Origin of the sequence: Streptacidiphilus sp. MAP12-20 (assembly GCF_041262525.1) — a bacterium.
In the GTDB taxonomy this organism is placed as follows: Bacteria; Actinomycetota; Actinomycetes; order Streptomycetales; family Streptomycetaceae; genus Streptacidiphilus.
This window is the reverse complement of record NZ_JBGCCK010000017.1, coordinates 103,231-127,957: the sequence shown is the minus strand read 5'-3', so window position 1 is coordinate 127,957 and position 24,727 is coordinate 103,231. Positions and strand designations below refer to the sequence as shown.

Below are 24,727 nucleotides of genomic sequence, written 5' to 3'. Positions count from 1 at the left end.
CTCAGCCCACCGCCCCGCGAAGGTGGGTGATCCGGGCCGCGCCCCGGCGGCCGTGGACCACGCAGATCAGATCGACACGGACGCCACCCGGCGGCGGAGGCCCTGACCAGCACTCGGCCAGCCAGCGTTCGGCCAGGCCGAGCAGCCGTTCCGCCTTGACCTCGCCGACCGCCTCGGCCGGGCTCTGCAGGCCGTGTTCGGTGCGCGTCTTGACTTCGCAGACCGCGAGGGCCGGGCCACCGGGCAGCAGCGGATCGAGTGCGACGATGTCGAGCTCGCCGGCGCGGCAGCGCCAGTTCCTGGCGAGGACGCGCAGCCCGGCCGCCTCGAGATGGCGTGCGGCGGCCTGCTCCCCGTAACGGCCGAGGGCCTGGGTGCGTGCGGTCATCGGAATCACCTCCGCCGAGAAATCTCCCGGTGGCGGAGGTGTGGGGCCAGCGGCTTGCGCCGGCCTGTGGACAACTCAGGGGTGTGGAAAACCGGGCCACCCGCCAGGGTGAACCCGAAGCACGCACGCACCCGCTGCACGCCGGGCACGCGCGAAAGCATTCGCCGGGCACGCGCGGGGCGGTGCCGCCCCACGTCGCGCCCGGCGGCGCCGCTGCGGTACCCCAGCGGCGCCCTCAGCGTCCGAAGCCAGGCTCGTCCTGCGGCAGCTCCAGATCGCTCTTGGCGAGCTCCTCCACGTTCACGTCCTTGAAGGTCAGCACCCGGACCTGACGCACGAAGCGGGCCGGACGGTACATGTCCCAGACCCACGCGTCGGCCATCGTGACCTCGAAGAACACCTCGCCCTGCAGTGACTGCACCTTGAGCTCGTAGTCGTTCGTCAGGTAAAAGCGCCGCTCGGTCTCGATCACGAACTTGAACAGCCCGACGACGTCTCGATACTCCCGGTAGAGCTTGAGCTCCATCTCGGTCTCGTACTTTTCGAGGTCCTCGGCACTCATCCCCACGTTCCCCTCAGCTGTGCGTACGTCCAACCATTGTGGACCACAGGCGCGGCCCGGAGAGCCTGACCGGGCGGGCAGGTGGGCCTTCCCGCAGAACCTGCGCCAGCAGCTTCGCCAGCGCGTTCGGATAGATGGTCTCCTCGGTCTCCCTCAGCTCCTGAAGGGTCCACCAGCGCAGCGCGTCGGTGGTGCGCAGCTCCAGCTCGGTCTGCCCGGAGGTGTCCGTCTCGACGGTCTCCGTACGGGCCAGGTAGTACCACTCGTCCTGGGCGTAGCTGCGGCCGTCGAACTCGAACTCCGTCGCCCGCGTCGCCAGCAACGGGCCCAGCCGGGCGTCGCGGATGCCGGTCTCCTCGGCGATCTCGCGGTGCGCCGCCTCCGCGAGGCCCTCACCCTCCTCGACGCCGCCGCCGGGGGTGAACCACCACTCCCGGCCCTGCTGCTGCGGATCGAAGCCGTGCAGCAGCAGGATCCGGTCCTCCGGGTCGAGCAGCAGCACGCGCGCCGCGCGGCGCCGCTTCGGTGTCATCCGGTGGTGCTCCTCGTACGTTCCTGCGCGGGTGCCGGACGCGAGCGCTTCCGACCTGCCATGCCTGCGACCGTACCCGCCGCAGCGGTGATCAACACCAGCGCGGCTCCACCGAGCGTGGCGAGGGTGGCCAGGCCCAGCGGCCCGTGGTCCGTCGCCCGCGCGCCCGGCAGGGCGTCGAAGACGCTCGTGCGGTCGATCGTGCGGGCGGCCCCCAGCGGCCAGGCCACACCCTCCACCCGGCCTATCACCGCGGAGGCCGGAACGCTGCCGCCCAGCTGGTCGATGTGGACCCGGGAGTCCTCGGAGACAGCCCGGCTGTCGCCCATCAGCCAGAGCCGGCCGGCCGGGACGGTGGTGCTGAACTGCTGCGTGGCCGGGCCCGCGCCCAGCGCCGCACCGGCACTGCCACCGCTTCCCGGGGAGCGTGGGGAGGTGTCCAGGTAGCTCTCGCTGAGCGGGACACCGTTGACGGTCACCCGACCCTGGGCGTCGCAGCACTTCACGACGTCGCCGCCGACGCCGACGACCCGCTTGACCATCGCGCTGTTGCCCCAGTCCGCGTCCTTGAAGACGACGATGTCGCCGCGGCCGATCGCGGAACCGGAAACCTGCTCGGCGAGCACCGTCTCTCCGGACTTCACGGTCGGCTCCATGGAGCCGGTGGGCACCGTGTAGGGGCGGTACTGGACGGCGAGCAGCACGAAGCCGCCGACCATGGCCAGCAGCCCGATCCCGATTCCCAGTGCCTGGAGCACTCCGCCCGCCGTGGGCTTACGTCCCGCCATGCCCGTCGCTCCCCGCACTCGTCCGCGCCCGTCGGGCGCCAGTCCGCGTGCCACAGCAGAGGGCCGTGGTACGTCCGAGCAGATTACTCGTCGGTACCACGGCCCTCGCAAGAGCAGAGCGACTTCTTCCGGGCTACTTCCCCGCTACTTCCGCCGGAGCTTCCTGCGCCGGTTGAGCAGCGTGATCGGCACGGCGCCGACCAGGGCCACCACGGCCGGGTTGCCGTCGACGAAGGCGGCGGCCTGGTTGCTGATGCCCGGCTGCGAGAAGGTGTCCGGGATCGGCAGCGTCTTCCAGTTCGACGGCGGCCAGGCCACCACGATCGCGCGGCCGATCACGTCGCTGTCCGGCACCGAGCCGCCACCGGGCTCGTCGACGTGGTACCGGGAGTCCGCCGAGTCCTGGCGGTGGTCGCCCATGACGAAGATCGAGTTGGCCGGGACCTTGAACTTGGTGATGTTCTTGTCGCCGCACGGCGTGTTGCCCGGGTAGAGGTAGGGCTCGTTCAGCGCCTTGCCATTGACGTAGACCGGGCCGGTGCCCGAGCAGCTGATGGTGTCGCCGCCGACCGCGATGACCCGCTTGATCAGGTCCTTCTCGTTGGCGGACGGCATCAGGCCGATCCACGAGAGCACGTCCTGGACGCCGCGAACGAAGCCGTTGCTGCTGGGCTGCTGCCCGGGCTCGCCGGCCAGCCAGTTGCTCGGGTCGTGGAAGACGACGACCTCGCCGCGCGACGGCTTCGAGCCGAAGCTCGGCGTCAACTTGTCGACCAGGACCCGGTCCCCGATCCGCAGCGTGTTCTCCATCGATCCGGAGGGGATCGAGAATGCCTGCACCAGGAAGGTCTTGATCAGCAGCGCCAGCACCAGCGCGACGCCGATCAGGATCGGCAGCTCCTTCCAGAAGGAACGCTGCTTCTTCCCCTTCGACTTGGTGGACTCGGAGCCGTCGGTGTCGCCACCGTTGCCCACGACGACGTCGGAGCCCTCGGTGAGATCCTCCACCGGGCTCTCCGTCTGCTCGCCCATCTCCGATGCCTCGCTCTTCTCCTGGGCGGCTTCCCCGCGTCCCTTGTCGTCCACGGACCCTACGGTACGACCGCTGGAGTCCTCGGGCTCGCCGACACCAGAGCGTGCACCGACCACCAAGTCCCCCACGTCGCCTCCTCAGCTGAACCGCGGACGGCGTCCGTCCGCGCACACACGTACCACCAGGCCCACCCGCGACGTGTCACCCGCGACGGCGACGCCTTGCGCGTCCCGCCCCGGGCACAGCCGCGACCACACCCATAACGAGCGGGAGTTCCCCGGGAACCGGTCCCAGGGGCGCGGACGAAGAAACTTGACGAACACTTTGCTGGCCGCCCGGCAGAGTCTGCCAGCGCGACATCGGCCAGACCACCGCGACAGCGCGGCCGACCACGTCCTTCTCCGGCACGAAGCCGCCCCCCGGCTCGGTCATGTGGTAGCGGGAGTCCGCCGAGATGTCGCGATGATCACCCATCACCCACAACTCGCCGGCCGGGACAGTGACCTTGAAGGGGATCCGGGACGGCGGGTTGCCGGCGAAGAGATAGGGCTCCTCGATCGGCTTGCCGTTGACGAGGATCCGGCCGTGGCTGTCGCAGCACGCCACGGTGTCGCCGGGCAGGCCGATCACACGCTTGATCAGATCGCGGTCCGAGGGCAGCAGTCCGAGGAAGTTGAAGGTGCTCTTGATCGCACCGAGCAGCGGACCCGACTTGGGCACCGGATCGTTCCTGAGCCAGTCGCTCGGGTCGTTGAAGACCACGACGTCGCCCCGCTCGGGCTGCCAGCCGAGCCAGGGCGACAGCTTGTCGACCGCGACCCGGTCGCCGATGGCGATGGTGTTCTGCATCGAGCCGGAAGGGATCGAGAAGACCTGCACCAGAAAGGTCTGCAGCAGCAGGGTGATGACCAGGGCGACGCCGATCACCAGCGGGATCTCCCTGGCCAGCGAACGCTGCCTGCGCCGCTTGGCCCGCTTGGCACTGCGCCGCCTCTCAGCACGGCCTCGTTCGGCCCGCCCGCTGCCGCCCGACAGCTCCTCGTCCCCCACCTCGGCGGACTCGGCGGACTCGGCGGCGTCGGACTCGAACCGGGATCGCGACGGCACGGAACGCGATCTACCCCTGGTGCCCACGGGCCCCGCCTCCCGCTCCGGCGGCCGCGATCGCGCGGTCCAGCTCCGCGAACACCTGCGGGCGGTCCAGGGAACGCCAGTGGCCGACGGGCAGGATCACCCACTCCGCGCGTCCGATGACCCGGCCGACCGGCACGAAGCCGCCGCCGGGGTCGCCCAGGTGGTCTCTTGAATCCGCGGAGACGGCGCGGTTGTCGCCGAGCACGAAGAGCTTGCCCGCCGGAACCACCACGACGAAGGGGTAGGCGGACGGCTTGGCGCCGGGAAAAAGGTAGGAGCTCTCGTCGAGCGGGACGCCGTCCACGGTGATGCGGCCCTGAGCGTCGCAGCACTTGACCGTGTCGCCGGCGACGCCGATGACGCGCTTCACGAAGTCGTTGCCGGAACCGTCGCCGGCGTCCTGGGTCTCGGTGTCGATGAAGGACCCGCGGCCGTCGAAGACGACGACATCGCCGCGGTGCGGGGCGCCGCCGAAGGCGTAGGAGACCTTGTTGACCAGCACCCGGTCCCCGACGGCGAGCGTGTTCTCCATGGAGCCGGACGGGATCGTGAACGGCTGAGCGACGAAACGGTTCAGCAGCACGATCGCGACGGCGCAGACCACGACGAGGAGCGCGATCTCCTTGAGTCGAGCGCCGCCCGACCGGGAGGCAAGCCACGAAACGCCGGAGGACCGCGACGGCGCCGCCGCCACCTCGTCGTCGACGGGTGGCTGGGCGCTGTCGCGGTCCCCGGGAAGCTGCTGCGTTTCCATTGCCGCAGCAGCCTAAGCCATCAGGCTGAGCCGCTGCGGCAGGAGGCAGACGTGACAGCTCAGCTGTCGCGCTTCTCCTTGATCTTCGCGGCCTTGCCGCGCAGGTCACGGAGGTAGTACAGCTTGGCGCGACGGACCGCACCGCGGGTCACGACCTCGATCTTCTCGACGATCGGGGTGTGCACCGGGAAGGTGCGCTCGACGCCGACGTTGAAGCTGACCTTGCGGACCGTGAAGGTCTCGCGCACGCCCGCACCCTGGCGACGGATGACGACGCCCTTGAACTGCTGGATACGGGAGCGGTTGCCCTCGATGACGCGAACGTGGACGTTCACGGTGTCGCCGGGGCGGAAGGCCGGAATGTCGGCGCGGACCGACGCGCTGTCGATCTCGCTGAGCAGGTTGCTCATGATTTCTCCATCACAGGCGCCACAGGCCACCCGCGGAATTCGTGATTGATGATTCGCTGTGTGTCCGCCGGTTTCCGTCGTCTCCCCTGTGGCAGAGGCGGCGGTCCTGCACCGTGCTTTCGCAGCGGCGTCGGCCGTGGACAGGCAGCAAGGAGCTATTCTTGCACGTCTTCTGCGCCCTGAAGAAATCGGCCGCTCGCCTCGTCCCACCAGACGCCCATGCCGGCCAGCGCCTTGAGGTCGTGCTTGTCCATCGCGCCGCGCTCCCAGCGGGCGACCAGGTCGGGGCGGTTGGCGAGGGTCCGTGCGAAGGCCTCGTCGCGACGCCAGCGGGCGATCTTGGCGTGGTTGCCGCTGAGCAACACCTCGGGCACGGCCCGGCCGCGCCACTCGGCGGGCTTGGTGTAGACGGGACCTTCCAGCAGGTCGGCCATCCGGCCCGGCGCGAAGGAGTCGTCCTGGTGCGACTCGGCGTTGCCGAGCACGCCGGGCAGCAGCCGGGCCACCGCCTCGACGATCACCAGCACCGCGACCTCGCCACCGGCCAGCACGTAGTCCCCGATGGAGACCTCGACGACGGGCATGCGCGCGGCCGCGTCCTCGATGACGCGGCGGTCGATGCCCTCGTAGCGGGCGGGCGCGAAGGCGAGCCAGGGCTCGGCGGCGAGCTGCTGGGCCAGCTCCTGGGTGAACGGACGTCCACTGGGGGTCGGCACGACCAGCGTGGGCACGGCACCCTCGCCAACCCCCTCGGCGGAGCCGGAAGCGACGACGGCGTCCAGTGCCTCCGCCCAGGGCTCGGGCTTCATCACCATGCCGGGACCGCCCCCGTACGGCGAGTCGTCCACGGTGCGGTGCACGTCGTGGGTGAACTCGCGCAGCTCGTGCAGCCGGACGTCCAGCTGACCGCGGGCGCGAGCCTTGCCGACCAGGGAGAGGTCCAGCGGGGCGAGGTACTCGGGAAAGATCGTGACGACGTCGATCCGCATCAGGCGTCGGCACCGCTCTCGTCGGTCGGGGCAGCGTCCTCGCCCTTGGCGACCGGCCGGGGCTCGTGCTTCTCGTCGTCGCGGGTGCTGACCACCACGGCCTCCTCCGGGTCGAGCAGGCCCGGCGGCGGGGTGATCACGGCCCGCTGCTCCTCCAGGTCGATCTCCGGCACCATCTCGGTGACGAACGGGATCAGCACCTCACTGCCGTCCGCGCGGAGCACGGTGAGCAGGTCCTGGTAGGGCAGGTGGACGACCTCGGTCAGCTCACCGACCAAGGTGCCGTCGGCCAGGAAGACGTCGATCCCGATCAGCTGGTGGTCGTAGAACTCCTCCGGGTCCTCCGGACGGTCCTCGGGGTCGATCTCGGCGATCAGCAGCGTGCCGCGCAGCGCCTCGGCGGCGTTGCGGTCGTTGACGCCCTCGAAGCGCAGCAGCAGCCGACCGCTGTGCACCTTGCCGGTGGCGATGGTGAGCGGGCCGGCCGTGGCGGGGTCGGTCATCAGCACCGCGCCGGGGCCGAGCCGCAGCTCTGGCTCGTCGGTGCGCACCTCCACGGTGACGTCACCCTTGATCCCGTGGGCGCGGCCGATCCGGCCGACGATGAGCTGCACTGTTCCGCGTCTCCTTAAGTCAAAAAGGGCTGACTGGGATCCAGGATCCCAGTCAGCCCCGAGAGGTGCCTCTCAGCCAAGCCTTTGGCGGCGTGGCCTGGTCAGCGCACGCTGTCCACGTCGACGAGGTCGACCCGGACGCTGCGACCACCGAGCGCGGTGACCACGGTGCGCAGCGCACGCGCAGTGCGCCCGCCGCGGCCGATGACCTTACCGAGATCCTCCGGGTGCACGCGCACCTCGAGGATCCGGCCCCGGCGGAGCTCACGCGAGCTGACCTGGACCTCGTCCGGGTTCTCGACGATGCCCTTCACCAGGTGCTCGAGGGCTTCCTCCAGCATGATCACGCCTCGGCGGAAGCGTCGGACTCGGCCGCGGCCTCGTCCTTCTTCTCCGTCTTCTTGGCCTTCGGAGTGATGGCCACACCGGTGGTCTCGCTCTCGAAGCCGGCGACGGCCTTCGCGAACAGGTGCGAGAAGTCCGTGACCTTGGGCTCGGCGACCTTGAGCGGCGCCGGGGCCTCGAGGCCCTTGAACTTCTGCCAGTCACCGGTGAGCTTCAGGATGGCGAGCACGGCCTCGGTCGGCTGGGCGCCGACACCGAGCCAGTACTGGGCGCGGTCGCTGTCGACCTTGATGATCGAGGGGTCGTAGGTCGGCTGGTAGATGCCGATCTCCTCGATCGCGCGACCGTCACGCTTGGTGCGGGCGTCGGCGACGACGATGCGGTAGTGCGGGGAGCGAATCTTGCCGAGACGCTTCAGCTTGATCTTGACTGCCACGGGAGTGGTTCTCCTGGTTTTGACGTGGGTGAGCAGCCGCGCGTTCCACGTGGGGTTGCGGCTGCTGGCTGCTCTACGGACACGTCAGCCGGAAGGAGAGAGGGCCCTGCTCGGCTGCCGAGTACTCAGCTGTCCATTCTGCCATATCGGCGCGTGACGCTTGACCGCCGGGCCCTGGACAGGCTCTGGACAAGCCCTGGCAGGCCCGACGGCGGTCGGTCGTTCAGCGGCGGGTGCGCGGCTCGGCGATCTGGAAGACCTCGCCGCAGTTGCCGCAGACGATGGGCGCCTGGGCCAGCACCGAGGGCACGACGCGGACGTTGCGCCCGCAGCCGCAGACCGCCTTGACACGGACGCCGCCACCCGAGGAGCCGTGCCGGGTGGCCGGACCGCGGAAGGTGCGCGACCGGTCGCCCGTGCTGCTGGTCGCGGCAGCGTGGTCGCCCAGCGCGCGCTGCAGGCGGTCAATCGTTTCAGCAAAGCGCTCACGGGTTTCCGGTCGCATGGTGACCAGGGAGAAGCCGGAGCTGGGGTGAGGGTCGGCGTTGTGATCGAGGCCGAGCTCGTCGGCCAGGGTCAGGAAGCGCCGGTTGTGGTAGCGCCCGGCCCGGGACGTGTCCCGGATGCCGCGCGCGGCGGCGAGGCCGTGGGCGGCCTCGTGCAGCAGCCGCTCGAAGCCCAGCTCGGTACCGCAGGCCGAGGAGGACTCCCCGATCAGCGATTCCGGGGCCGCGAGGTTCGGCAGGTCGGAGTGGAAGCGCTGGATGTCGCCCCAGGCGACGGCCAGCTCGGCGGCGAGGACCAGAGGTTGTGTCGTGCTCACGCAACGCCAACGAGGCAGGGTTCCACGATGTTCCGCAGATTCGAGAATTGTTGAAGGCTTTATTTTTCCGTGACCTGCGCCACATTGCCCCGTTCACCCCGGGCGGCACCGCCTGCGATATTCATCTGCCGTTCTGGACAGGGCAGTTGACCAGAACGAGACGGCCGGCCCCGGCCCCCCGTGCGAGGGGGCAGGACCGGCCGTCCTACGACAATCGGCTGAGCATGGTCTCAACCACTGAGACGAGGCTCAGTAGGCGCGGGCCACGATCGCGATGTTGCCCGCCTGGTCGTCCGTCTCCGGCACCGAGCCGTCCTCGGCCACGATGCAGCGGACCGAGACGCCCTGCTCGGCCAGCTTGGCCTCGCCCTCCGGGCCGAGCTCGGCCCAGGAGATCCGGCCCCAGCCGGTCGCGGCGGCCTCGGCGGCCTCGTCGATCGTGCTGACATCGACCGTGCGGGACTCGCGGCGCTCGCGGGACTGACGCAGCAGCAGCGCCTGGTCCTCCTCCAGCACGGCGGGCACCAGCTGCGCCAGCGCGTCGACCGCCACCGGCTCCTTGCCCCCCGCGATGCGGCGGACCAGCATGGCCGTGCCGTTCTCGAGGTCGCGCGGGCCGACCTCGATGCGGACCGGAACGCCCTTGAGCTCCCAGTCCACCGCGCGGCGACCGAAGGGGGTGTCCGTCTTGTCGTCGACGACGACGCGGACCCCGGCGGCCTCCAGCGCGGCGCCGATCTCGCGGACCTTGGCCAGCACGGCGTCGTCGCCCTTGATCGCCAGCACGACGGCCTGGACCGCGGCGAGGCGCGGCGGGACACGCAGGCCGTTGTCGTCGCCGTGCGACATGATCAGGCCGCCGACCATGCGGGTGGAGGTACCCCAGGAGGTCTGCCAGACGTGCTCGCGCTCGCCCTCGCCCTTGAGGTAGGTGGTGTTGAACGCCTTGGCGAAGTTCTGGCCCAGCTCGTGGCTGGTGCCCATCTGCAGCGCCTTACCGTCGACCATCATGCTTTCGAGCGTGAGCGTGTTGATCGCGCCGGCGAAGCGCTCCTTGGCCGTCTTGCGGCCGAGGACGGTGTCGATGGCGAGGACGTTGGTCATGAAGTCGCCGTAGACGTCGGTGTGGATCATCGACGCGTAGGCGTGCGCGTCCTCGTAGGTGGCGTGGGCCGTGTGGCCCTCCTGCCAGAGGAACTCGGTGGTGCGCAGGAAGACGCGGGGACGCAGCTCCCAGCGGACGACGTTGGCCCACTGGTTGATCAGCAGGGGCAGGTCGCGGTGGCTCTGGACCCACTTCGAGAAGTACTCGTTGATGATCGTCTCGGAGGTCGGCCGGACGACGATCGGCTCTTCGAGCTCCTTGCCGCCGCCGTGGGTGACCACCGCGAGCTCGGGCGCGAAGCCCTCGACGTGCTCGGCCTCACGGGTGAGGTAGGACTGCGGGATGAACATCGGGAAGTAGGCGTTCTGCGCGCCTGCCTTCTTGATCCGCGCGTCCATCTCCTGCTGCATCCGCTCCCACAGGCCGTAGCCGTACGGTCGGATGACCATGGTGCCGCGCACCGGACCGTTGTCGGCCAGCTCGGCCTTGTTGATCAGATCCTGGTACCAGCGCGGGAAATCATCCGCCTGGGGGGTGAGAACGGGAGCCTTTGCCATGGGGCGAATGGTACGGGGCAGGCCGGGCTCGGCTCCAATCCGTTCTCGCGGGGCCTGCGGGGGGCGCGCGGGAACGTCCGCCCCGAAGGGTCCGCCTCGACTATGGACGCGGGGCGGCTCGCGCGCTTGGCTGGAGGCAGGATCCCGGACCCGGCCGAGGTGAGGAGCCGTCATCATGGTTTCTGCGCAGTTGACTCAGCGGGGGGAGCGCGGGGAGCGCACACGGGCGCGGCAGCGGGCACGCGACTGGGCGGAGATCCAGGAACGGATGCTGGTCCCTCTGTACGAGGCGGTCTACGACCGGCTGGAGGTGGGGCCCGCCACATCGGTGCTGGGCCTCGGTTGCAGGTCGGGCCTTGCCCTCCTGCTCGCGGCGGCGCGCGGCGCGGAGGTGGCCGGCCTGGAGCCGGAGGCGGAGCTGCGGGAGCTGGCCCAGGACCGCTCCCTCCGCGTCCTGTCGGACGTCTACCGCGAGATCGCTCCCCCGCGAGGGGCGGCGCACACGCTGGTGACGGCGTTCGAGCACCTCTCCTGCACGGCGGACCCCCCGGCCTTGGTCCGTGACGCGGCGCGGCTCACCACGCGGGGCGGGCATGTCGCTCTCGCGACCTGGGGCCCGGAGGAACGCTGCGAGAGCGCGGCGGTGCTGGATGTCGCACGGCGACTGGCGGATCCGCGACGGTCGGCCCCGTACGCGCCGTTCGCGCTGAGCGCGCCGGGCGCGCTGGAATCCCTGATCGACAGCGCGGGCCTCCGACCGGCGGGCGGCGGCCGCGTCTGCTGCCCTTACGCCTACCCGGACCTGGACACGGCGCTGCGCGGCGTGATGTCGACGGGCGTGTTCGACCCGGCGGTGGAGTTCTCCGGCGAACGGCAGGTCGCGAAGGAGATCACCGAGACGCTGTACCCGTGGGTCCGGACGGACGGCTCGGTCCGGATGGAGAACGTCTTCCGCTACGTGCTGGCCGAGAGGGTTCGATAGGCAACGGGCTCAGTTGCACTCCGCCAGGGGCGCGGGGAACTGCGCGACAAGCCACCCGCGCAGGTAGAGCACCGAACGCGCAGGGCCATCCGCTCGTCAGTGGTTTCTCGCGCAGTTCCCCGCGCCCCTGGCGTCCTGCCGGGTCACTCGCCGTCTTTGAGAGTCCGTGGGATGCCCGCGACGCGGTAGGCGTGGGGCTCGTCCAGGGTTTCGTGTTCCATCAGGGCCTCGGCCAAGGCGTTCAGCTGGTCGCGGTGGTCGGTGAGCTTGCGGCAGGCTTCCTCGTAGCACTCGGCGACGATCCGCCGCGCCTCGCCGTCCACCGCGTCGAGCGTGCTCGGCGCAGCCGACAGGCCGTACGCACCCTGGGAGTCGTTCGGGATCGCCGTCAGGCGGCCGACCTTCTCGCTCATGCCCCAGCGGCCCGCCATGCCGCGGGCGATGTTCGTCACCTGCTCGAGGTCGCTCTCCGCGCCCGTCGTGATCACGCCGTAGACCACCTGCTCCGCCGCCATCCCGCCGAGTGCGCCGATGATGCGTCCGCGCAGGTACTCCTCGGTGTAGGAGTAGCGGTCCGCCTCCGGCGTGGAGAGCGTCACGCCCAGCGCGCGGCCGCGCGGGACAATGGTGATCTTGCGCACCGGGTCCGCGCCCGGCTGCAGCATGCCCAGCAGCGCGTGGCCGGATTCGTGGTACGCCGTCCTGAGCCGGTCCGCGTCCGGCATGACCAGTGCGCGGACCGCGCCCAGCTGGACCTTCTCCAGGGCGTCGGAGAAGTCGCGGCCGGAGACCTCGTCGTCCTTGCGCTTGACCGCGAGCAGCGCGGCCTCGTTGGCGAGGTTGGCCAGTTCCGCGCCGGTCATACCCGGCGTCGTCTTCGCCACCTGCTCCAGGTCGACGTCGGCCGCCAGCGGCTTGTCCCGCGTGTGGATCTTGAGGATCGCCTCACGGCCGGTCCGGTCCGGCGGGCTGACCATGACCGTGCGGTCGAAGCGGCCCGGCCGCAGCAGCGCCGGGTCCAGGACGTCGGACCTGTTCGTCGCGGCGAGGACGACCACGCCCTCGGAGCCGGAGAAGCCGTCCATCTCGGTGAGGATCTGGTTGAGGGTCTGCTCGCGCTCGTCGTGTCCGCCCATCGCGTTACCGCCGCCACGGGCGCGGCCGATGGTGTCGATCTCGTCGATGAAGATGATCGCGGGCGCGACCTTGCGTGCCTCCGCGAAGAGCTCACGCACCCGCGAGGCCCCCACGCCGACGATCATCTCGATGAACTCGGACGCCGACGCGGAGAAGAACGGCACATTCGCCTCACCCGCGACGGCCCGCGCGAGCAGCGTCTTGCCGGTGCCGGGCGGGCCCGCGAGCAGGACGCCACGCGGCATCTTCGCGCCCAGCTTCCGGTAGTCGTCAGGTCGCCGCAGGAAGTCCACGACCTCGGCCAGCTCCGCCTTGACCTCGTCGATACCCGCGACGTCCTCGAAGGTGGTGCGCTTGCCGCCCGGCGGCGTCTCGATCGGCTTGGGCGGGGCCTTCTTGGCCAGCCCGCCCATGCCGCCCCCGCTCATCCGCTTGGCGATCACTACCCAGAGCACGACCAGCAGCAGCATCGGCGCCAGCGAGATCAGCAGGTTGGCGAGGAAGCTGCGCTCCTTGACCACCGGCTCGGCGTCGACCTTCACGTTCTGCTGGGTCAGCGTGGTCCAGAGAGGGTCCTCGGCGAAGACCGGGCGCTGGGTGGTGAACTGCGTGTAGGTCTTGCTGCCGTCGTCCGGCTGCGGCTGGGCGGCCTTGAGCTTGCCCTGGATCGTGTCGCCCTTGGCGTAGATCTCGGAGACCTGACCCGCGCTCAGCTGCTTGGTGAACTCGGTGTAGGGGACCTTGATCTGCTTCCCGCCGCCGAGGAGGTTCAGCAGCATGTCCACGAGCAGGAACACGATCAGGGCGGTGAGCACCATGCTCAGCCAGCTGCGCCGGGACGGCTTGCCCGGAGGGGGCGGCGTGGACGGGGCCCCCTCCGACCGCCAGAGCTTGTCGGGGTTCTCGCGAGGCGGCACAGGGCTGGTCACCCTTGTGACAATACGGACAATCAGGACACCGTGCCAGCACCCGCGCCGGGCCACTCCTCCGCGGTCAGCGCGTATCGCTCGTGGTCACGCCAGGCGTCCTGGAGGAACAGCATGCGCGGCGAGAAGCCTTCGAGCCGGAAGCCGAGCCGCTTGGCCATCGCCACGGAGGGCGCGTTCTCGGGCTGGACGTTGATCTCCAGGCGGTGCAGGCCGAGACCTCCCTCGGTCTCCGGCGTGAAGCAGGCGTCCACGACGAGGCGCATGCCCTCGGTCATCCGACCGGTGCCGTTGTAGGGGAGGTAGGAGTTGTAGCCGAGCGAGGCGTTGCGGAAGCGTCCGCGCACGATGTTGGAGACGTTGCATGTCCCGACGAGGCCGCCGTCCTCGGTGCTCACGATGAGGAAGGTCCGCAGCACGTCGCCCTGACGGCGCACCATCTCCGGCAGGGCGTCGGGCTCGACGGGGTTCCATCGCCCGATGTGCTCGGCGGAACGGTTCACCGCCGCGGCGTACGCGACGGCGTCGGAGATTTGAGGGTGACGGATCTCTACACGCATGCATGAACGCTAGCGCGTGCAGCGAGGGCAAGTTGCACTATCCAGGGGCGCGAGGAACTGCGCGACAAACCACTGAGGTGGTGGGTCCCCGAACGAGCAGGGCCATCCGCATGTCAGTGGTTGTTCGCGCAGTTCCCCGCGCCCCTAGGTAAGGGCAACCTGGCCGTTTGCCTTCTAGAGCAGGTCCTTGAACTCCTTGGGGAGCTCGAAGTCCGTCGGGCTCTGCCCGGCGCCCAGGCCGAACGCACCGCCCGGCTGGGCCGCGCCGTCGACCTTCTTCTGCTCCGCCGCCTGCGCGTCCTGCTGGCGCTTCAGCGGGTTGCCGCTCTGGCGGCGGCCCTTGGCCGCCTTCTGCTGCTTGCCCTTGCGCGCCCCGCCGCCGCCCATGCCGGGCATCATCGGCATGCCGGGCACGCCCTTGCCGCCCGCCATCGCCGACATCATCTTGCGTGCCTCGAAGAAGCGCTCGACCAGGCTGCTGACCTCGGAGACGTGCACGCCCGAACCCTTGGCGATACGCGCCCGGCGCGAGCCGTTGATCAGCTTCGGTTCGTCCCGCTCCGCCGGGGTCATCGACTTGATGATCGCGCCCACCCGGGCGACGTCCTTGTCGTCGATCGAGTTGATCTGGTCGCGCATCTGCGCCATGCCCGGCAGCATGCCGAGTAGCTTGGTGATCGAGCCCATCTTGGAGACCTGCTCCAGCTGGGCCAGGAAGTCACCGAGGCCGAACTCCTTGCCGCCCTTGCTCGCCAGCTTGGAGTGGACCTTGGCGGCCTCCTCCTGGGAGAAGGTCTTCTCGGCGTGCTCGATCAGGCTGAGCACGTCGCCCATGCCCAGGATGCGCGAGGCCATCCGGTCCGGGTGGAAGGCGTCGAAGTCGTCGAGCTTCTCGCCGTTCGAGGCGAACATGATCTGACGGCCGGTGACGTGCGCCACCGACAGCGCCGCGCCACCACGCGCGTCGCCGTCCAGCTTGGACAGCACGACGCCGGTGAAGTCGACGCCCTCGAGGAAGGCCTGCGCGGTCGTGACCGCGTCCTGGCCGATCATCGCGTCGACGACGAAGAGGACCTCGTCCGGGTTGACCGCGGCGCGGATGTCCGCGGCCTGCTGCATCATCTCGGCGTCGATGCCGAGGCGGCCGGCGGTGTCGACGATGACCACGTCGTACTGCTTGGTCTTCGCGTAGTCGATCGAGTCGCGGGCGACCTTGACCGGGTCGCCGACGCCGTTGCCCGGCTCGGGGGCGAAGATCGCGACGCCCGCGCGCTCGGCCATCACGCCGAGCTGGGTCACCGCGTTCGGGCGCTGGAGGTCACAGGCGACCAGCAGCGGCGTGTGCTTCTGGTCCTTGAGCCACTTGGCCAGCTTTCCGGCCAGGGTGGTCTTACCGGCGCCCTGGAGACCGGCCAGCATGATGACCGTCGGGCCGGTCTTGGCGTAGCGGAGCCGGCGGGTCTCGCCACCGAGGATGCCGATGAGCTCCTCGTTGACGATCTTGATGACCTGCTGGGCCGGGTTCAGCGCGGCGGAGACCTCCGCGCCGGCGGCCCGCTCCTTGATCCGCGCGATGAAGGCGCGGACCGCAGGGAGCGCGACGTCCGCCTCCAGCAGGGCGATCCGGATCTCGCGGGCGGTGGCGTCGATGTCCGCCTCGGACAGGCGGCCCTTGCCCCGGAGGTTCTTGAACGTCGCTGCGAGGCGGTCGGAAAGTGTGTCGAACACGTCGGTCGCGGGTCCTTGTTGCTCGAGGGCGGGTGACAGCTATTGCCCACCAGGGTATCTGGCCCGCCGTGCGTGCCGGGAACGCACCCGGGAGGCACCCGTACGGGGGCACCGCGCTCGCGCCTCCACCCCTCCGCCGCGTCACGTCACCAGCATGGGCGTATGTCGCTGGTCGCCAAGCTGATCTACGCCCGTCGCCACCCGCTGCTGGGTCGCGCGGTGCAGGAGTTGCTCGCGCTCTACGGAGTCGAAGTGCCCGCCGCCGCCGAGATCGGCCCCGGGCTGGTCGTGTTCCACCGGGGCTTCGGCCTGGTGCTGCACCCGTACACGACGCTCGGCGCGGACGTCGTCCTCTACAACAACGTCACCATCGGCCGCGCGGACCCGTGGGTGCCGCAGGAGCTCAGCCGGATGGAGCGGGTCGTCGTCGAGGACGGCGCCGTGCTCTGCTCGGGCGCGCGCGTCGTCTGCAAGACGGGGGTGCTGACGGTCGGCCGCGGCACGATCGTCGGCGCGAACGCCGTACTGACGCGGTCGACCGGCCCGAACGAGATCTGGGCCGGGGTGCCGGCCCGCCGCGTCGGCTTCCGGCAGCCGCTGGACGAGTTGGTCGGGCAGGCTCAGGACAGCGCGCGCTCCACCGAGCGGGCCAGCTCCGTCGCCGCCGCGTCCGAGAGCGGCTGACCCTCGGGGTCGGTGAGGTAGAAGGCGTCGACCGCGTCCGCGCCGAGCGTGGAGATCCGCGCGCGGTGGACCCGGATGCCGGTGCCCTCAAGCGCACGGCCGATCCGGTGCAGCAGACCCGGCGCGTCGTGGGCGCGGACCTCCAGCACGGTCGCCGAGGCGCTGCTCCCCCGCGCCACGGTGACCCGCGGCGGCGGGGCGACGCTGCCCCGCCGCCGGGGAGCCGAGGCGTCGCGCTCGGCGAGGCGACGGGTGACGTCCAGGCCGCCCTCCAGCGCGCGACGGATGTCGGCGCGCAGCCGGGCCGCCTCGGGGACCTCGCCGAACTCGGTCGCGACCTTCCAGGTCAGCACCAGCACCGGCCCGGCACCGATCGGGTCCAGCTCGCGGATCGCCGCCGCCCGCACGGTGAGCCGGTGCAGCGCCAGCACACCCGCGACGACGGGCAGCACGGACGGACGGTCCGGCAGCGCGAGGGTCAGCTCGACGCCCATCGGCTCGTGCTCGTCGCCGTGGCCTTCCGCCTCGGCGCGCACCGAGAGGACCGGGCCGTTGGTCCGGGCGGCCTCGACCGCCAGGCGTTCCTCCTCGGCGGTCGGGTCCATCGCGGTGAGTCCGGTGTCCGGCGCGGGCGACTCCCCCGCGAGCGCCGCCGAGGCGCGCTGGACCAGTTCGCCGACCAGAGTCGCCCGCCAGTTGCTCCACGCCGCCGGTCCGGTGGCCAACGCGTCGGCCTCGGTCAGCGCGTGCAGCAGCTCGAGCGTGCCGACGCTGCCGACCACCGAGGTGATCGCGGCGACGGTGGCCGGGTCGTCGGGGTCGCGCCGCATCGCGGTCTCGACCAGCAGCAGGTGGTGCCGGACCAGCAGCGCGAGGGTCTCGACGTCGGCCTTCGGGAAGCCGAGCCGGGTCGCGACATCGCGGGTGATCACCTCACCGGCCTCGGAGTGGTCGCCGGGCCAGCCCTTGCCGATGTCGTGCAGGAAGGCGGCGACCAGCAGCAGGTCCGGGCGGGCGACGCGACGCGTCATCGCGGCGGCGCGGACGGCCGTCTCTACCAGGTGGCGGTCCACGGTCCAGCGGTGCACGGCGTTGCGCTGCGGGCGGCAGCGGACCCGCTCCCAGTCCGGCAGCAGCCGGGCGACCAGGCCCTCGGCCTCCAGCGCCTCCCAGACCGGGATCGCGCTCTCCCCCGCGCCGAGCAGCGTGATCAGCTGCTCCCGCGCCTCGTCCGGCCAGGGCACCGGCAGCGGCCGGGTCTCGGCGGCCAGGCGGCGCACCGTGCTGGGCGAGAGCGGCAGGTCCGCCTGCGCGGCGGCAGCGGCCGCGCGGAGCGGCAGCACCGGGTCGTGGCCGGGCCTGGCCGGCGCGGCGAGTACCGCCTCGCCCTCCATCTCGACGACGCCCTCGGCCAGCGGTCGGCGCGGTACCGGTCCGCGCACGGTGCTGCTGCCACCGCCGAAGCCTCCGCTTCCGAAACCGAAGACTCTGCGGCCCCGGCCGCTGCGGGCCCGCAGCACGCGTTCGACTTCGCGCCAGGTGATGTCGGAGGCGTAGGCGATGACCCTGGCCGCCTCGTAGACCTGGCGCAACAGGATGTCGGCGTCGAGCAGCCCGAGGTCGGCGGCGACGGCGTCCTGCTCCTGCAGGTTGAGCCGGTCGGTCGCGCGGCCGGTGACCAGGTGCAGCGAGTCGCGGACGTCACGCAGCCTGGCGGCCGCCTCGTTCAGTCCGGCGCGCGGGGCGTCGGCGATCCAGGAGGCGGCGACGGCGTCGAGCGCTGTCACGTCGCGCAGGCCGCCCCTGGCCTCCTTCAGGTCGGGCTCCAGCAGGAAGGCCAACTCACCCTGGCGCTCCGCGCGTTCGCGGCACAGGTCGAGCAGCTCGGGGAGCCGCTTGGGGGCGGCCGCACGCCAGTCGGCGAGGACCGCGGAGCGGAGGGAGGCGGTGAGCGCCGGGTCGCCGGCGATGTGGCGGGCGTCGAGCAGGCCGAGTTGGGCCTTGAGGTCCTCCGCCGCGACCTTGCGGGCCTGGCCGAGGTCGCGCACGGAGTGGTCGAGCGCGATGCCGTTGTCCCAGACGGGGTACCAGATCCGCTCGGCCAGCGCGGCCACGCCGGTGCCGCGCGCGCCGCCCTCGTGCAGCAGCAGCACGTCGAGGTCGCTGCGCGGGGAGAGCTCGCCGCGTCCGTAGCCGCCGACGGCGACGAGCGCGACGCCCTCCGGCGTGCCACCTGACAGCGCGTCGGTGAGCAGTCCGGAGAGCCAGCGGTCCGTCAGCTCCGCGAGCGCCGCTCGGCGCGGCGCGCCGCCCTTGCCGCCCTCGCGCAACAGCGCGAGCCGCCTGGCGGCGTAGCCGGTGCCTTCGGCCTGCTGGTCCGTCACGTTCGTTCTCCGTCCGTGGTGCGGATACGGCGGAGCGGACCCGCAGCCTTCGTCGGCTGCGAGCCCGCTTCACCCTTCACGTTCTACCAGGTCGACCAGCTCGTCAGAGCGCGTCCGGCCCGCGCTCGCCGGTACGGACCCGCACGGTGGTCTCGACCGGGATGCTCCAGACCTTGCCGTCACCGATCTTGCCGGTTCTGGCGGCCTTGACGATGACGTCGATCACGCTGTCCGCGTCGTCGTCCTCGGCGAGCACCTCTATGCGGATCTTCGGCACCAGGTCGACGGTGTACTCCGCGCCCCGGTAGACCTCGGTGTGGCCGCGCTGACGGCCGTAGCCGCTGGCCTCGGTGACGGTCAGTCCGTGGACGCCGAAGGCCTGCAGGGCCTCCTTCACGTCGTCCAGGCGGTGGGGCTTGATCACTGCGGTGATGAGCTTCATCTCAGGCATCGACCTTCGTCTCGGCGGGGCTCGCGACAGTCTCGGCGACCGGCGCCGACGGCGCCAGCGCCTTCGACAGAGCCGCGCCCACCGCGCTGAAGTCGTACGCCGACTCGGCGTGCTCGGACTGGTCGACGCCGGCGACCTCGACGTCCTCGGAGACCCGGAAGCCGATGGTCTTGTCGATGAGCTTGCCGATCAGCCAGGCGAGGACGAAGGAGTAGGCGCCGACCGCGCCGACACCGATCGCCTGCTTGCCCAGCTGGCTGAATCCGCCGCCGTAGAAGAGGCCCTTGGCGGGGCTGCCGCCGCCACCGGTGGCCAGCAGACCGATCAGCAGCGCGCCGGCCGCGCCGCCGACCGCGTGGACGCCGACCACGTCGAGCGAGTCGTCGAAGCCGAGCTTGTACTTGAGGCTGATCGCCCAGGCGCAGAGGGCGCCACAGGCCAGGCCGAGGGCGACCGAGCCGAGCGGGCTGATGTAGGCACAGGCGGGAGTGATCGCGACCAGGCCGGTGACCGCGCCGGACGCGGCGCCCAGCGAGGTGAACGCGCCGTGCTTGATCTTCTCGAAAGCCAGCCAGCCGAGCATGGCCGCGGCGGTGGCGATCTGGGTGTTGATGAACGCGAGACCGGCCAGGCCGTTGGCGGCCAGCGCGGAACCGGCGTTGAAGCCGAACCAGCCGAACCAGAGCAGACCGGAGCCGAGCATCACCAGCGGAAGGCTGTGCGGACGCATCGGGTCCTTCTTGAAACCGATCCGCTTGCCCAGCACCAGCGCGAGGGCGAGACCGGCCATACCGGCGTTCAGGTGGACCGCGGTACCACCGGCGAAGTCGAGGACGCCGACGTGGTCGACCAGCCAGCCGCCCTTGCCGTTGTTCGTGTAGAAGACCCAGTGCGCGACCGGGAAGTAGACGATGGTCACCCAGAGGGCGACGAAAAGACCCCAGGCCGCGAACTTCGCGCGGTCCGCGATGGCGCCGGAGATCAGCGCCGGCGTGATCACCGCGAACATCAGCTGGAATGCCGAGAAGGCGAACACCGGAATGGTTCCGGACAGTGTGTTCATTCCGATGTGGCGCATGCCGAGCATCGAGAAATCACCGATGAGGCCGTGGAACGAATCCGGGCCGAAGGAGAGCGTGAAGCCGTAGAGCACCCACAACACTGTGACGATGCCGAGCGCGATAAAGCTCATGATCAGCATGTTCAGGGTGCTCTTGACCCGGACCATGCCGCCGTAGAAGAAAGCGAGACCGGGGGTCATCAGCATGACCAGTGCCGCGCTTATGAGTACAAATGCGGTGTCTCCGCCGCTGAAGCCGCTGGGCATCGGCGTCTCCTCGAAATGTTGAGCCGCTCCGGTCCCGGGTATCCGTCCCGTGCCCCCGGGGTCGTCGGCTGATGCTGAGGAGATTGACGCAGCGCGGTTTCCGCCAATGAGTGCAGATGTTTCGCGTGAGTGACGAAGCTGACGCCGGTGTTACGCGACGGTGAACGAAAGCTCACCGAAAACCGGCCGCGAGAACCGTCCTGATGACCTGGCGTGGGGGAGCCGAGTCGGGTGAAGGGGGACGGGCCCCGCGGCCGGAGCTTTGGCCTATCTCCGCAGCTCAGAGCAGCTCAGAGCTGCTCGGAGCGGTTCAGGCCGTGTTCCGGGAAGCGACGCTCTCCGGCAGCGTGTGGTCGATCTGCTCGCGCAGTTGGCGCACGCGTTCGACGCCCTTGAACTCCCGTTCGGCCGCCTCGGTCGTCTTGCGCAGGCGCGTATTGACGCGCTCGGAACGGATCCGTGCCGCTATCTCCATCGCCTGCTCGGCGGAGGCCACCGCGGCCTCCGGCTCCTTGCGGAGCAGGTGCACACTGGCCATGCCGATCAGGTTCAGCGCGTAGGAGCGCTTGTGGTCGGGATCCTGCGCGAAGAGCTCCACGGCCTGCCCGATCTCGGGCTCCGCCTGAAGCGCGTACACCTGGCTGCTGCCCGTCTGGTAGCAGAGGTCGCGGTAGGAGTGGCCGTTCTCGGCGTGCAACTCGGCCTCGGAGAAGAAGGTCAGCCAGTCCGGCACGGCGTCGCGCTGGCCCGCGTCGTCGAAGGAGTCCTCGGCGTGGCGGGCGGCGCGGTAGCACTTGCCCGCCTCGCCGAGATTGGCGTAGGCGCGGGCCTCCATCGCGTGCATGAGCGCGAGTTGGCGTGAACTCGCCGTATCGCGCGAGCCGTACTGGGCGAGGTGGATCAGTTCGAGGGCGTCGGCGGGACGGTTGAGGTGGATCATCTGACGGCACATGTCCGTGAGGATCAGCGCGCCGAAGGGCCGGTCGCCGGCCTCCTTGGCCGCGTGCAGGGCCAGCACGTAGTACTTCTGCGCGCTGGGGTGCATGCCGACGTCGTAGGACATCCAGCCTGCGAGGTGGGCGAGTTGGGCTGTCGTCTGGAACAGGCGCTTCGTCGTCTGCGCGCTGTAGCTCTCCTGGAGCAGGTCGCAGACCTCGTGCAACTGGCCGACCACGGCCTTGCGGCGCAGACCGCCTCCGTTCTGGGCGTCCCACTGGCGGAACATCACGACGGTGGATTCGAGCAGGTCGAGCTCGGGGCCGGAGAGGCGGCCGGTGACGGGCCCACCGTCGCGGGCGGCGGAGAGCGCGCTGGTCGGCAGCCCGTGGGCGTTCGGACTGAGCCAGCGCTGCATCGGCTCGATGAGAGCGGAGCCGGCCGTGAGCGCGAGAGAGGTGCCGAGGAAGCCACGGCGGTTGAGCATCAGGTCGCTGCGCGAGTACTCGGAGATCAGCTGGACGGTCTGGTCGCCCGTCCAGGGCAGATCGACGCCGGAGCCGGGGGTGAGCGGCGCGATCGCCTTGAGGCCGAGGTCCTCGACGGGGACGAGTGAGCCGAATCGGTCCGAGAACAGCTCGGAGAGGATCTTCGGAATGGGCTCACGCGGCTGCTCGCCGTCGAGCCAGCGCCGCACCCGGGAGGTGTCGGTGCTGATGTGCGCGGCGCCCATCTGTCGGGCGCGGCGGTTGACCTGGCGGGCCAACTCGCCCTTGGACCAGCCGCTCCTGACGAACCATGCCGTCAGTTTGTCGTTGGGTTGCTTGTCGCCCACCGGAACGCCCCCATCCCGGGCTCGCGCCGCCACTGGTGCCGGCTGCTGTCGGTCCGTCAGTTGTCGTGTGCGCGGCCTGCCTTGCCAAGAAATGTTGGCATCCTGCCAGTGGCATACCCGCTGACGTGCTCATGCAGTGGAGCGTCTCCGACCCTGCACCAGGAACGTAGCGCGGTTTGCGCCGTCCGGGGGAGCTTGTCGGCAGAAACGCCACCTTTCGCCACCCCTACGAGTGAACTTCCCTCGACACACTCACGCTTCACTGGTGAGCAGCACCTTTCTTGGATAGCACATCGCTCGAACGCGCGGTGGGGCCGCCCGAATTGTTCAGGCGCGCAGGGTTTGGTGCGCGCCCCCCGAGCGCCGGCATCCGTAACCAAGGCATCCCCCGATCGGTTGGAGGTGAGTGGACGTGATGAGCACCGACTCCGTGTTCGGCGACAGCTGGCTCCGGGTTCAGCGCCGCCGCGCTCGCGCGATCCGGTGCGAGGCCGCGGCGGAGTACACCGCGCGCTGGGGCTGGGCCGTCGAACACGACGGCCCCTCGATCCGCCTGCTCACGGGTCACGGCTTCGACGTTCTCGACGTGCCGGAACCGGCGGGCTGCGAGTCCCTGGTCCGCCTCGAACGGATGGGCGTCCGCCCCGGTCCGGTCCTGGCGGCGCACGGCAGGGCGCTGTTCTTCGTGGCCCCGGACACGGCCTCCCGCCTGCCCGAGCTCCTCTACCGCACGGGCTGGGACGACGCCGACCTCGACCTCCTCCCCCACGGCCCCGGCTCCTCCGTCCCGGCCCCGCCCTCCCCCGGCGCCCGCTGGCTCCGGCCGCCCACCGCGGAGTCCGCCATCCGCCCCCCGGACCCGAAGCTCCTGCTCGGCACCCTCGCCTACGCCAGCCACCGCGGCGTGCCGGAGCTGATCGGCCGTCACTGAACGCTCACCGTGCTGATCCCCTAGCAGAGTGCCGCAGCGGTAGCACAGCAACAGGCCCGCCCCGTCGTACGACGGGGCGGGCCTTGTGGGTGGAACGGGGTCTCAGCCCAGGAGGGCGTCGACGAAGGCGGCGGGCTCGAAGGGGGCGAGGTCGTCCGCGCCCTCGCCGAGGCCGATGAGCTTGACCGGGACGCCCAGCTGACGCTGGACGGAGACGACGATGCCGCCCTTGGCGGTGCCGTCGAGCTTGGTCAGCACGATGCCGGTGATGTCCACGACCTCGGCGAAGACCTTCGCCTGGACCAGGCCGTTCTGGCCGGTCGTCGCGTCCAGGACCAGCAGCACCTCGTCCACCGGGCCGTGCTTCTCCACGACGCGCTTGACCTTGCCGAGCTCGTCCATCAGGCCGGTCTTGGTGTGCAGGCGGCCGGCGGTGTCGACGAGGACGGTGTCCGCGCCCTCCGCGATGCCCTCCTTGACCGCGTCGAAGGCCACCGAGGCCGGGTCGCCCGCCTCCGGGCCACGGACGGTGCGGGCACCGACGCGCTCGCCCCAGGTCTGCAGCTGGTCGGCGGCGGCCGCGCGGAAGGTGTCCGCCGCGCCCAGCACGACCGTGCGGCCGTCGGCGACCAGGACGCGGGCGAGCTTGCCGCTGGTCGTGGTCTTGCCGACGCCGTTGACGCCCACGACCAGGACGACGGCCGGGCGGGCCGGGGTCTCCTCGTCGTGGCGCGCGGTGTGCAGGGTGCGGTCGAAGCTCGGGTCGAGCAGCGTGATCAGCTCCTCGCGGAGCAGGCCGCGCAGCTCCCCGGGCGTGCGCGTGCCGAGCACCTTGACGCGGGTGCGCAGCCGCTCGACCAGCTCCTGGGTCGGCTGGACGCCGACGTCGGCGGTGAGCAGCAGCTCCTCGATCTCCTCCCAGGTGTCCTCGTCGAGGCGGTCCCGGGAGAGCAGGGTCAGCAGACCCTTGCCCAGCGAGTTCTGCGAACGGGAGAGGCGCGAACGCAGCCGGGTGAGCCGGCCCTCGGTCGGCTCGGGGACCTCGAGCTCAGGCGCGGCCGGCGCGGCGACCTCGGTCGGGAGTTCGACCTCCTCGACGGTGCGGCGCTGCTCGGGCGCGGTGACCGCGGCGTCCTCGCCGACCTGCGGCTCGGCCTTCTCTACGGGGGCGGGAGCGGGCGTGGTGATCTGCGGCTGCGCCGGCGGAGCGGGCGGCAACTGCTTGCGACGTCGGCCGGTGACGACGAGACCGGAGGCCGCCGCGACGGCGACCACAGCGATGATGACAGCGAGAATGACGGTTTCCATGGCCCTCCCAGTATCGGGCACGGCTCAGGGAGGCCCGCCGTACTGTGACGTTTGTCCAATAAGTCACC

Annotated in this window: 25 protein-coding genes; 3 read left to right on the top strand and 22 right to left on the bottom strand. The window is 70.7% G+C overall.

Annotation, left to right across the window (positions count from 1 at the left end; all coding sequences use genetic code 11):
• Window position 1 precedes the first annotated feature (1 nt).
• From ABIA32_RS23155 to proS, 14 genes are all read right to left on the bottom strand, one after another.
• On the bottom strand, window positions 2-388 hold the full coding sequence (locus tag ABIA32_RS23155; RefSeq protein WP_370098645.1) for a YraN family protein: 387 nt from the start codon (window positions 386-388) through the stop codon (window positions 2-4).
• Between the two features lie 235 nt (window positions 389-623).
• On the bottom strand, window positions 624-950 hold the full coding sequence (locus ABIA32_RS23150; protein ID WP_037607578.1) for a DUF2469 domain-containing protein: 327 nt from the start codon (window positions 948-950) through the stop codon (window positions 624-626).
• Between the two features lie 13 nt (window positions 951-963).
• Window positions 964-1,482 (bottom strand): NUDIX hydrolase, encoded by a 519-nt coding sequence (locus tag ABIA32_RS23145; protein ID WP_370098642.1) that lies wholly within the window; start codon window positions 1,480-1,482, stop codon window positions 964-966.
• The gene (gene lepB, locus ABIA32_RS23140) at window positions 1,479-2,270 is read right to left on the bottom strand and encodes a signal peptidase I (protein ID WP_370098639.1); all 792 of its coding nucleotides are present in this window, start codon (window positions 2,268-2,270) and stop codon (window positions 1,479-1,481) included. Before lepB (ABIA32_RS23140) ends, ABIA32_RS23145 begins: the two co-directional genes overlap by 4 nt.
• A gap of 144 nt (window positions 2,271-2,414) precedes the next feature.
• Window positions 2,415-3,422 (bottom strand): signal peptidase I, encoded by a 1,008-nt coding sequence (gene lepB, locus ABIA32_RS23135; protein WP_370098723.1) that lies wholly within the window; start codon window positions 3,420-3,422, stop codon window positions 2,415-2,417.
• An 82-nt stretch (window positions 3,423-3,504) separates the two neighbouring features.
• Complete coding sequence (lepB, locus tag ABIA32_RS23130) at window positions 3,505-4,410, bottom strand: signal peptidase I (RefSeq protein ID WP_370098636.1); 906 nt, start codon at window positions 4,408-4,410, stop codon at window positions 3,505-3,507.
• Window positions 4,411-4,420: 10 nt separating this feature from the next.
• A complete protein-coding gene (gene lepB, locus ABIA32_RS23125) occupies window positions 4,421-5,191 on the bottom strand; it encodes a signal peptidase I (protein WP_370098633.1) in 771 nt (256 codons plus the stop codon).
• Between the two features lie 59 nt (window positions 5,192-5,250).
• The gene (gene rplS / locus ABIA32_RS23120; RefSeq protein ID WP_370098631.1) at window positions 5,251-5,601 is read right to left on the bottom strand and encodes a 50S ribosomal protein L19; all 351 of its coding nucleotides are present in this window, start codon (window positions 5,599-5,601) and stop codon (window positions 5,251-5,253) included.
• Between the two features lie 155 nt (window positions 5,602-5,756).
• Entirely contained in the window at window positions 5,757-6,590 is an 834-nt protein-coding gene (trmD, locus tag ABIA32_RS23115; RefSeq protein ID WP_370098628.1) for a tRNA (guanosine(37)-N1)-methyltransferase TrmD, read from the bottom strand.
• Window positions 6,590-7,204, bottom strand: coding sequence for a ribosome maturation factor RimM (gene rimM, locus ABIA32_RS23110; RefSeq protein ID WP_370098625.1), 615 nt, complete (start codon window positions 7,202-7,204; stop codon window positions 6,590-6,592). The genes trmD and rimM overlap by 1 nt, the downstream gene beginning before the upstream one ends.
• A gap of 101 nt (window positions 7,205-7,305) precedes the next feature.
• Window positions 7,306-7,545 (bottom strand): RNA-binding protein, encoded by a 240-nt coding sequence (locus ABIA32_RS23105; protein WP_370098623.1) that lies wholly within the window; start codon window positions 7,543-7,545, stop codon window positions 7,306-7,308.
• 2 nt (window positions 7,546-7,547) lie between these two features.
• Window positions 7,548-7,985 (bottom strand): 30S ribosomal protein S16, encoded by a 438-nt coding sequence (gene rpsP / locus ABIA32_RS23100; protein ID WP_370098621.1) that lies wholly within the window; start codon window positions 7,983-7,985, stop codon window positions 7,548-7,550.
• 223 nt (window positions 7,986-8,208) lie between these two features.
• Window positions 8,209-8,808 (bottom strand): hypothetical protein, encoded by a 600-nt coding sequence (locus tag ABIA32_RS23095; RefSeq protein ID WP_370098619.1) that lies wholly within the window; start codon window positions 8,806-8,808, stop codon window positions 8,209-8,211.
• Window positions 8,809-9,057: 249 nt separating this feature from the next.
• Window positions 9,058-10,470 carry a proline--tRNA ligase gene (gene proS, locus ABIA32_RS23090; RefSeq protein WP_370098617.1) on the bottom strand — a complete coding sequence of 471 codons (1,413 nt, stop codon included), beginning with the start codon at window positions 10,468-10,470 and terminating at the stop codon, window positions 9,058-9,060.
• Window positions 10,471-10,645: 175 nt separating this feature from the next.
• On the opposite strand from proS, the gene ABIA32_RS23085 reads away from it, so the two are divergent.
• Window positions 10,646-11,452, top strand: coding sequence for a class I SAM-dependent methyltransferase (locus ABIA32_RS23085; protein ID WP_370098614.1), 807 nt, complete (start codon window positions 10,646-10,648; stop codon window positions 11,450-11,452).
• A gap of 143 nt (window positions 11,453-11,595) precedes the next feature.
• On the opposite strand, the gene ftsH is transcribed toward ABIA32_RS23085, so the two are convergent.
• The 3 genes from ftsH to ffh all read right to left on the bottom strand — a co-directional run bounded on the left by ftsH (window position 11,596) and on the right by ffh (window position 15,803).
• On the bottom strand, window positions 11,596-13,518 hold the full coding sequence (gene ftsH, locus ABIA32_RS23080) for an ATP-dependent zinc metalloprotease FtsH (protein WP_370098611.1): 1,923 nt from the start codon (window positions 13,516-13,518) through the stop codon (window positions 11,596-11,598).
• 20 nt (window positions 13,519-13,538) lie between these two features.
• Window positions 13,539-14,075 (bottom strand): GNAT family N-acetyltransferase, encoded by a 537-nt coding sequence (locus ABIA32_RS23075; protein WP_370098609.1) that lies wholly within the window; start codon window positions 14,073-14,075, stop codon window positions 13,539-13,541.
• Window positions 14,076-14,249: 174 nt separating this feature from the next.
• Window positions 14,250-15,803, bottom strand: coding sequence for a signal recognition particle protein (ffh, locus tag ABIA32_RS23070; protein WP_370098607.1), 1,554 nt, complete (start codon window positions 15,801-15,803; stop codon window positions 14,250-14,252).
• Between the two features lie 162 nt (window positions 15,804-15,965).
• Between ffh and ABIA32_RS23065 the strand changes: the two genes are divergently transcribed.
• Window positions 15,966-16,487, top strand: coding sequence for a hypothetical protein (locus ABIA32_RS23065; protein ID WP_370098605.1), 522 nt, complete (start codon window positions 15,966-15,968; stop codon window positions 16,485-16,487).
• Here ABIA32_RS23065 and ABIA32_RS23060 read toward each other — a convergent pair.
• From ABIA32_RS23060 to ABIA32_RS23045, 4 genes are all read right to left on the bottom strand, one after another.
• Window positions 16,424-18,871 (bottom strand): [protein-PII] uridylyltransferase, encoded by a 2,448-nt coding sequence (locus ABIA32_RS23060; RefSeq protein ID WP_370098602.1) that lies wholly within the window; start codon window positions 18,869-18,871, stop codon window positions 16,424-16,426. The genes ABIA32_RS23065 and ABIA32_RS23060 overlap by 64 nt on opposite strands.
• Before the next feature lie 103 nt (window positions 18,872-18,974).
• A complete protein-coding gene (locus ABIA32_RS23055; RefSeq protein WP_370098599.1) occupies window positions 18,975-19,313 on the bottom strand; it encodes a P-II family nitrogen regulator in 339 nt (112 codons plus the stop codon).
• Window position 19,314: 1 nt separating this feature from the next.
• Window positions 19,315-20,649, bottom strand: a complete 1,335-nt coding sequence (locus ABIA32_RS23050) for an ammonium transporter (protein WP_370098596.1) — start codon at window positions 20,647-20,649, stop codon at window positions 19,315-19,317.
• A 310-nt stretch (window positions 20,650-20,959) separates the two neighbouring features.
• On the bottom strand, window positions 20,960-22,420 hold the full coding sequence (locus ABIA32_RS23045; protein WP_370098593.1) for a hypothetical protein: 1,461 nt from the start codon (window positions 22,418-22,420) through the stop codon (window positions 20,960-20,962).
• A gap of 415 nt (window positions 22,421-22,835) precedes the next feature.
• Between ABIA32_RS23045 and ABIA32_RS23040 the strand changes: the two genes are divergently transcribed.
• A complete protein-coding gene (locus tag ABIA32_RS23040) occupies window positions 22,836-23,351 on the top strand; it encodes a hypothetical protein (RefSeq protein WP_370098590.1) in 516 nt (171 codons plus the stop codon).
• 102 nt (window positions 23,352-23,453) lie between these two features.
• On the opposite strand, the gene ftsY is transcribed toward ABIA32_RS23040, so the two are convergent.
• Entirely contained in the window at window positions 23,454-24,659 is a 1,206-nt protein-coding gene (gene ftsY, locus ABIA32_RS23035; protein ID WP_370098587.1) for a signal recognition particle-docking protein FtsY, read from the bottom strand.
• Between the last annotated feature and the right edge of the window lie 68 nt (window positions 24,660-24,727).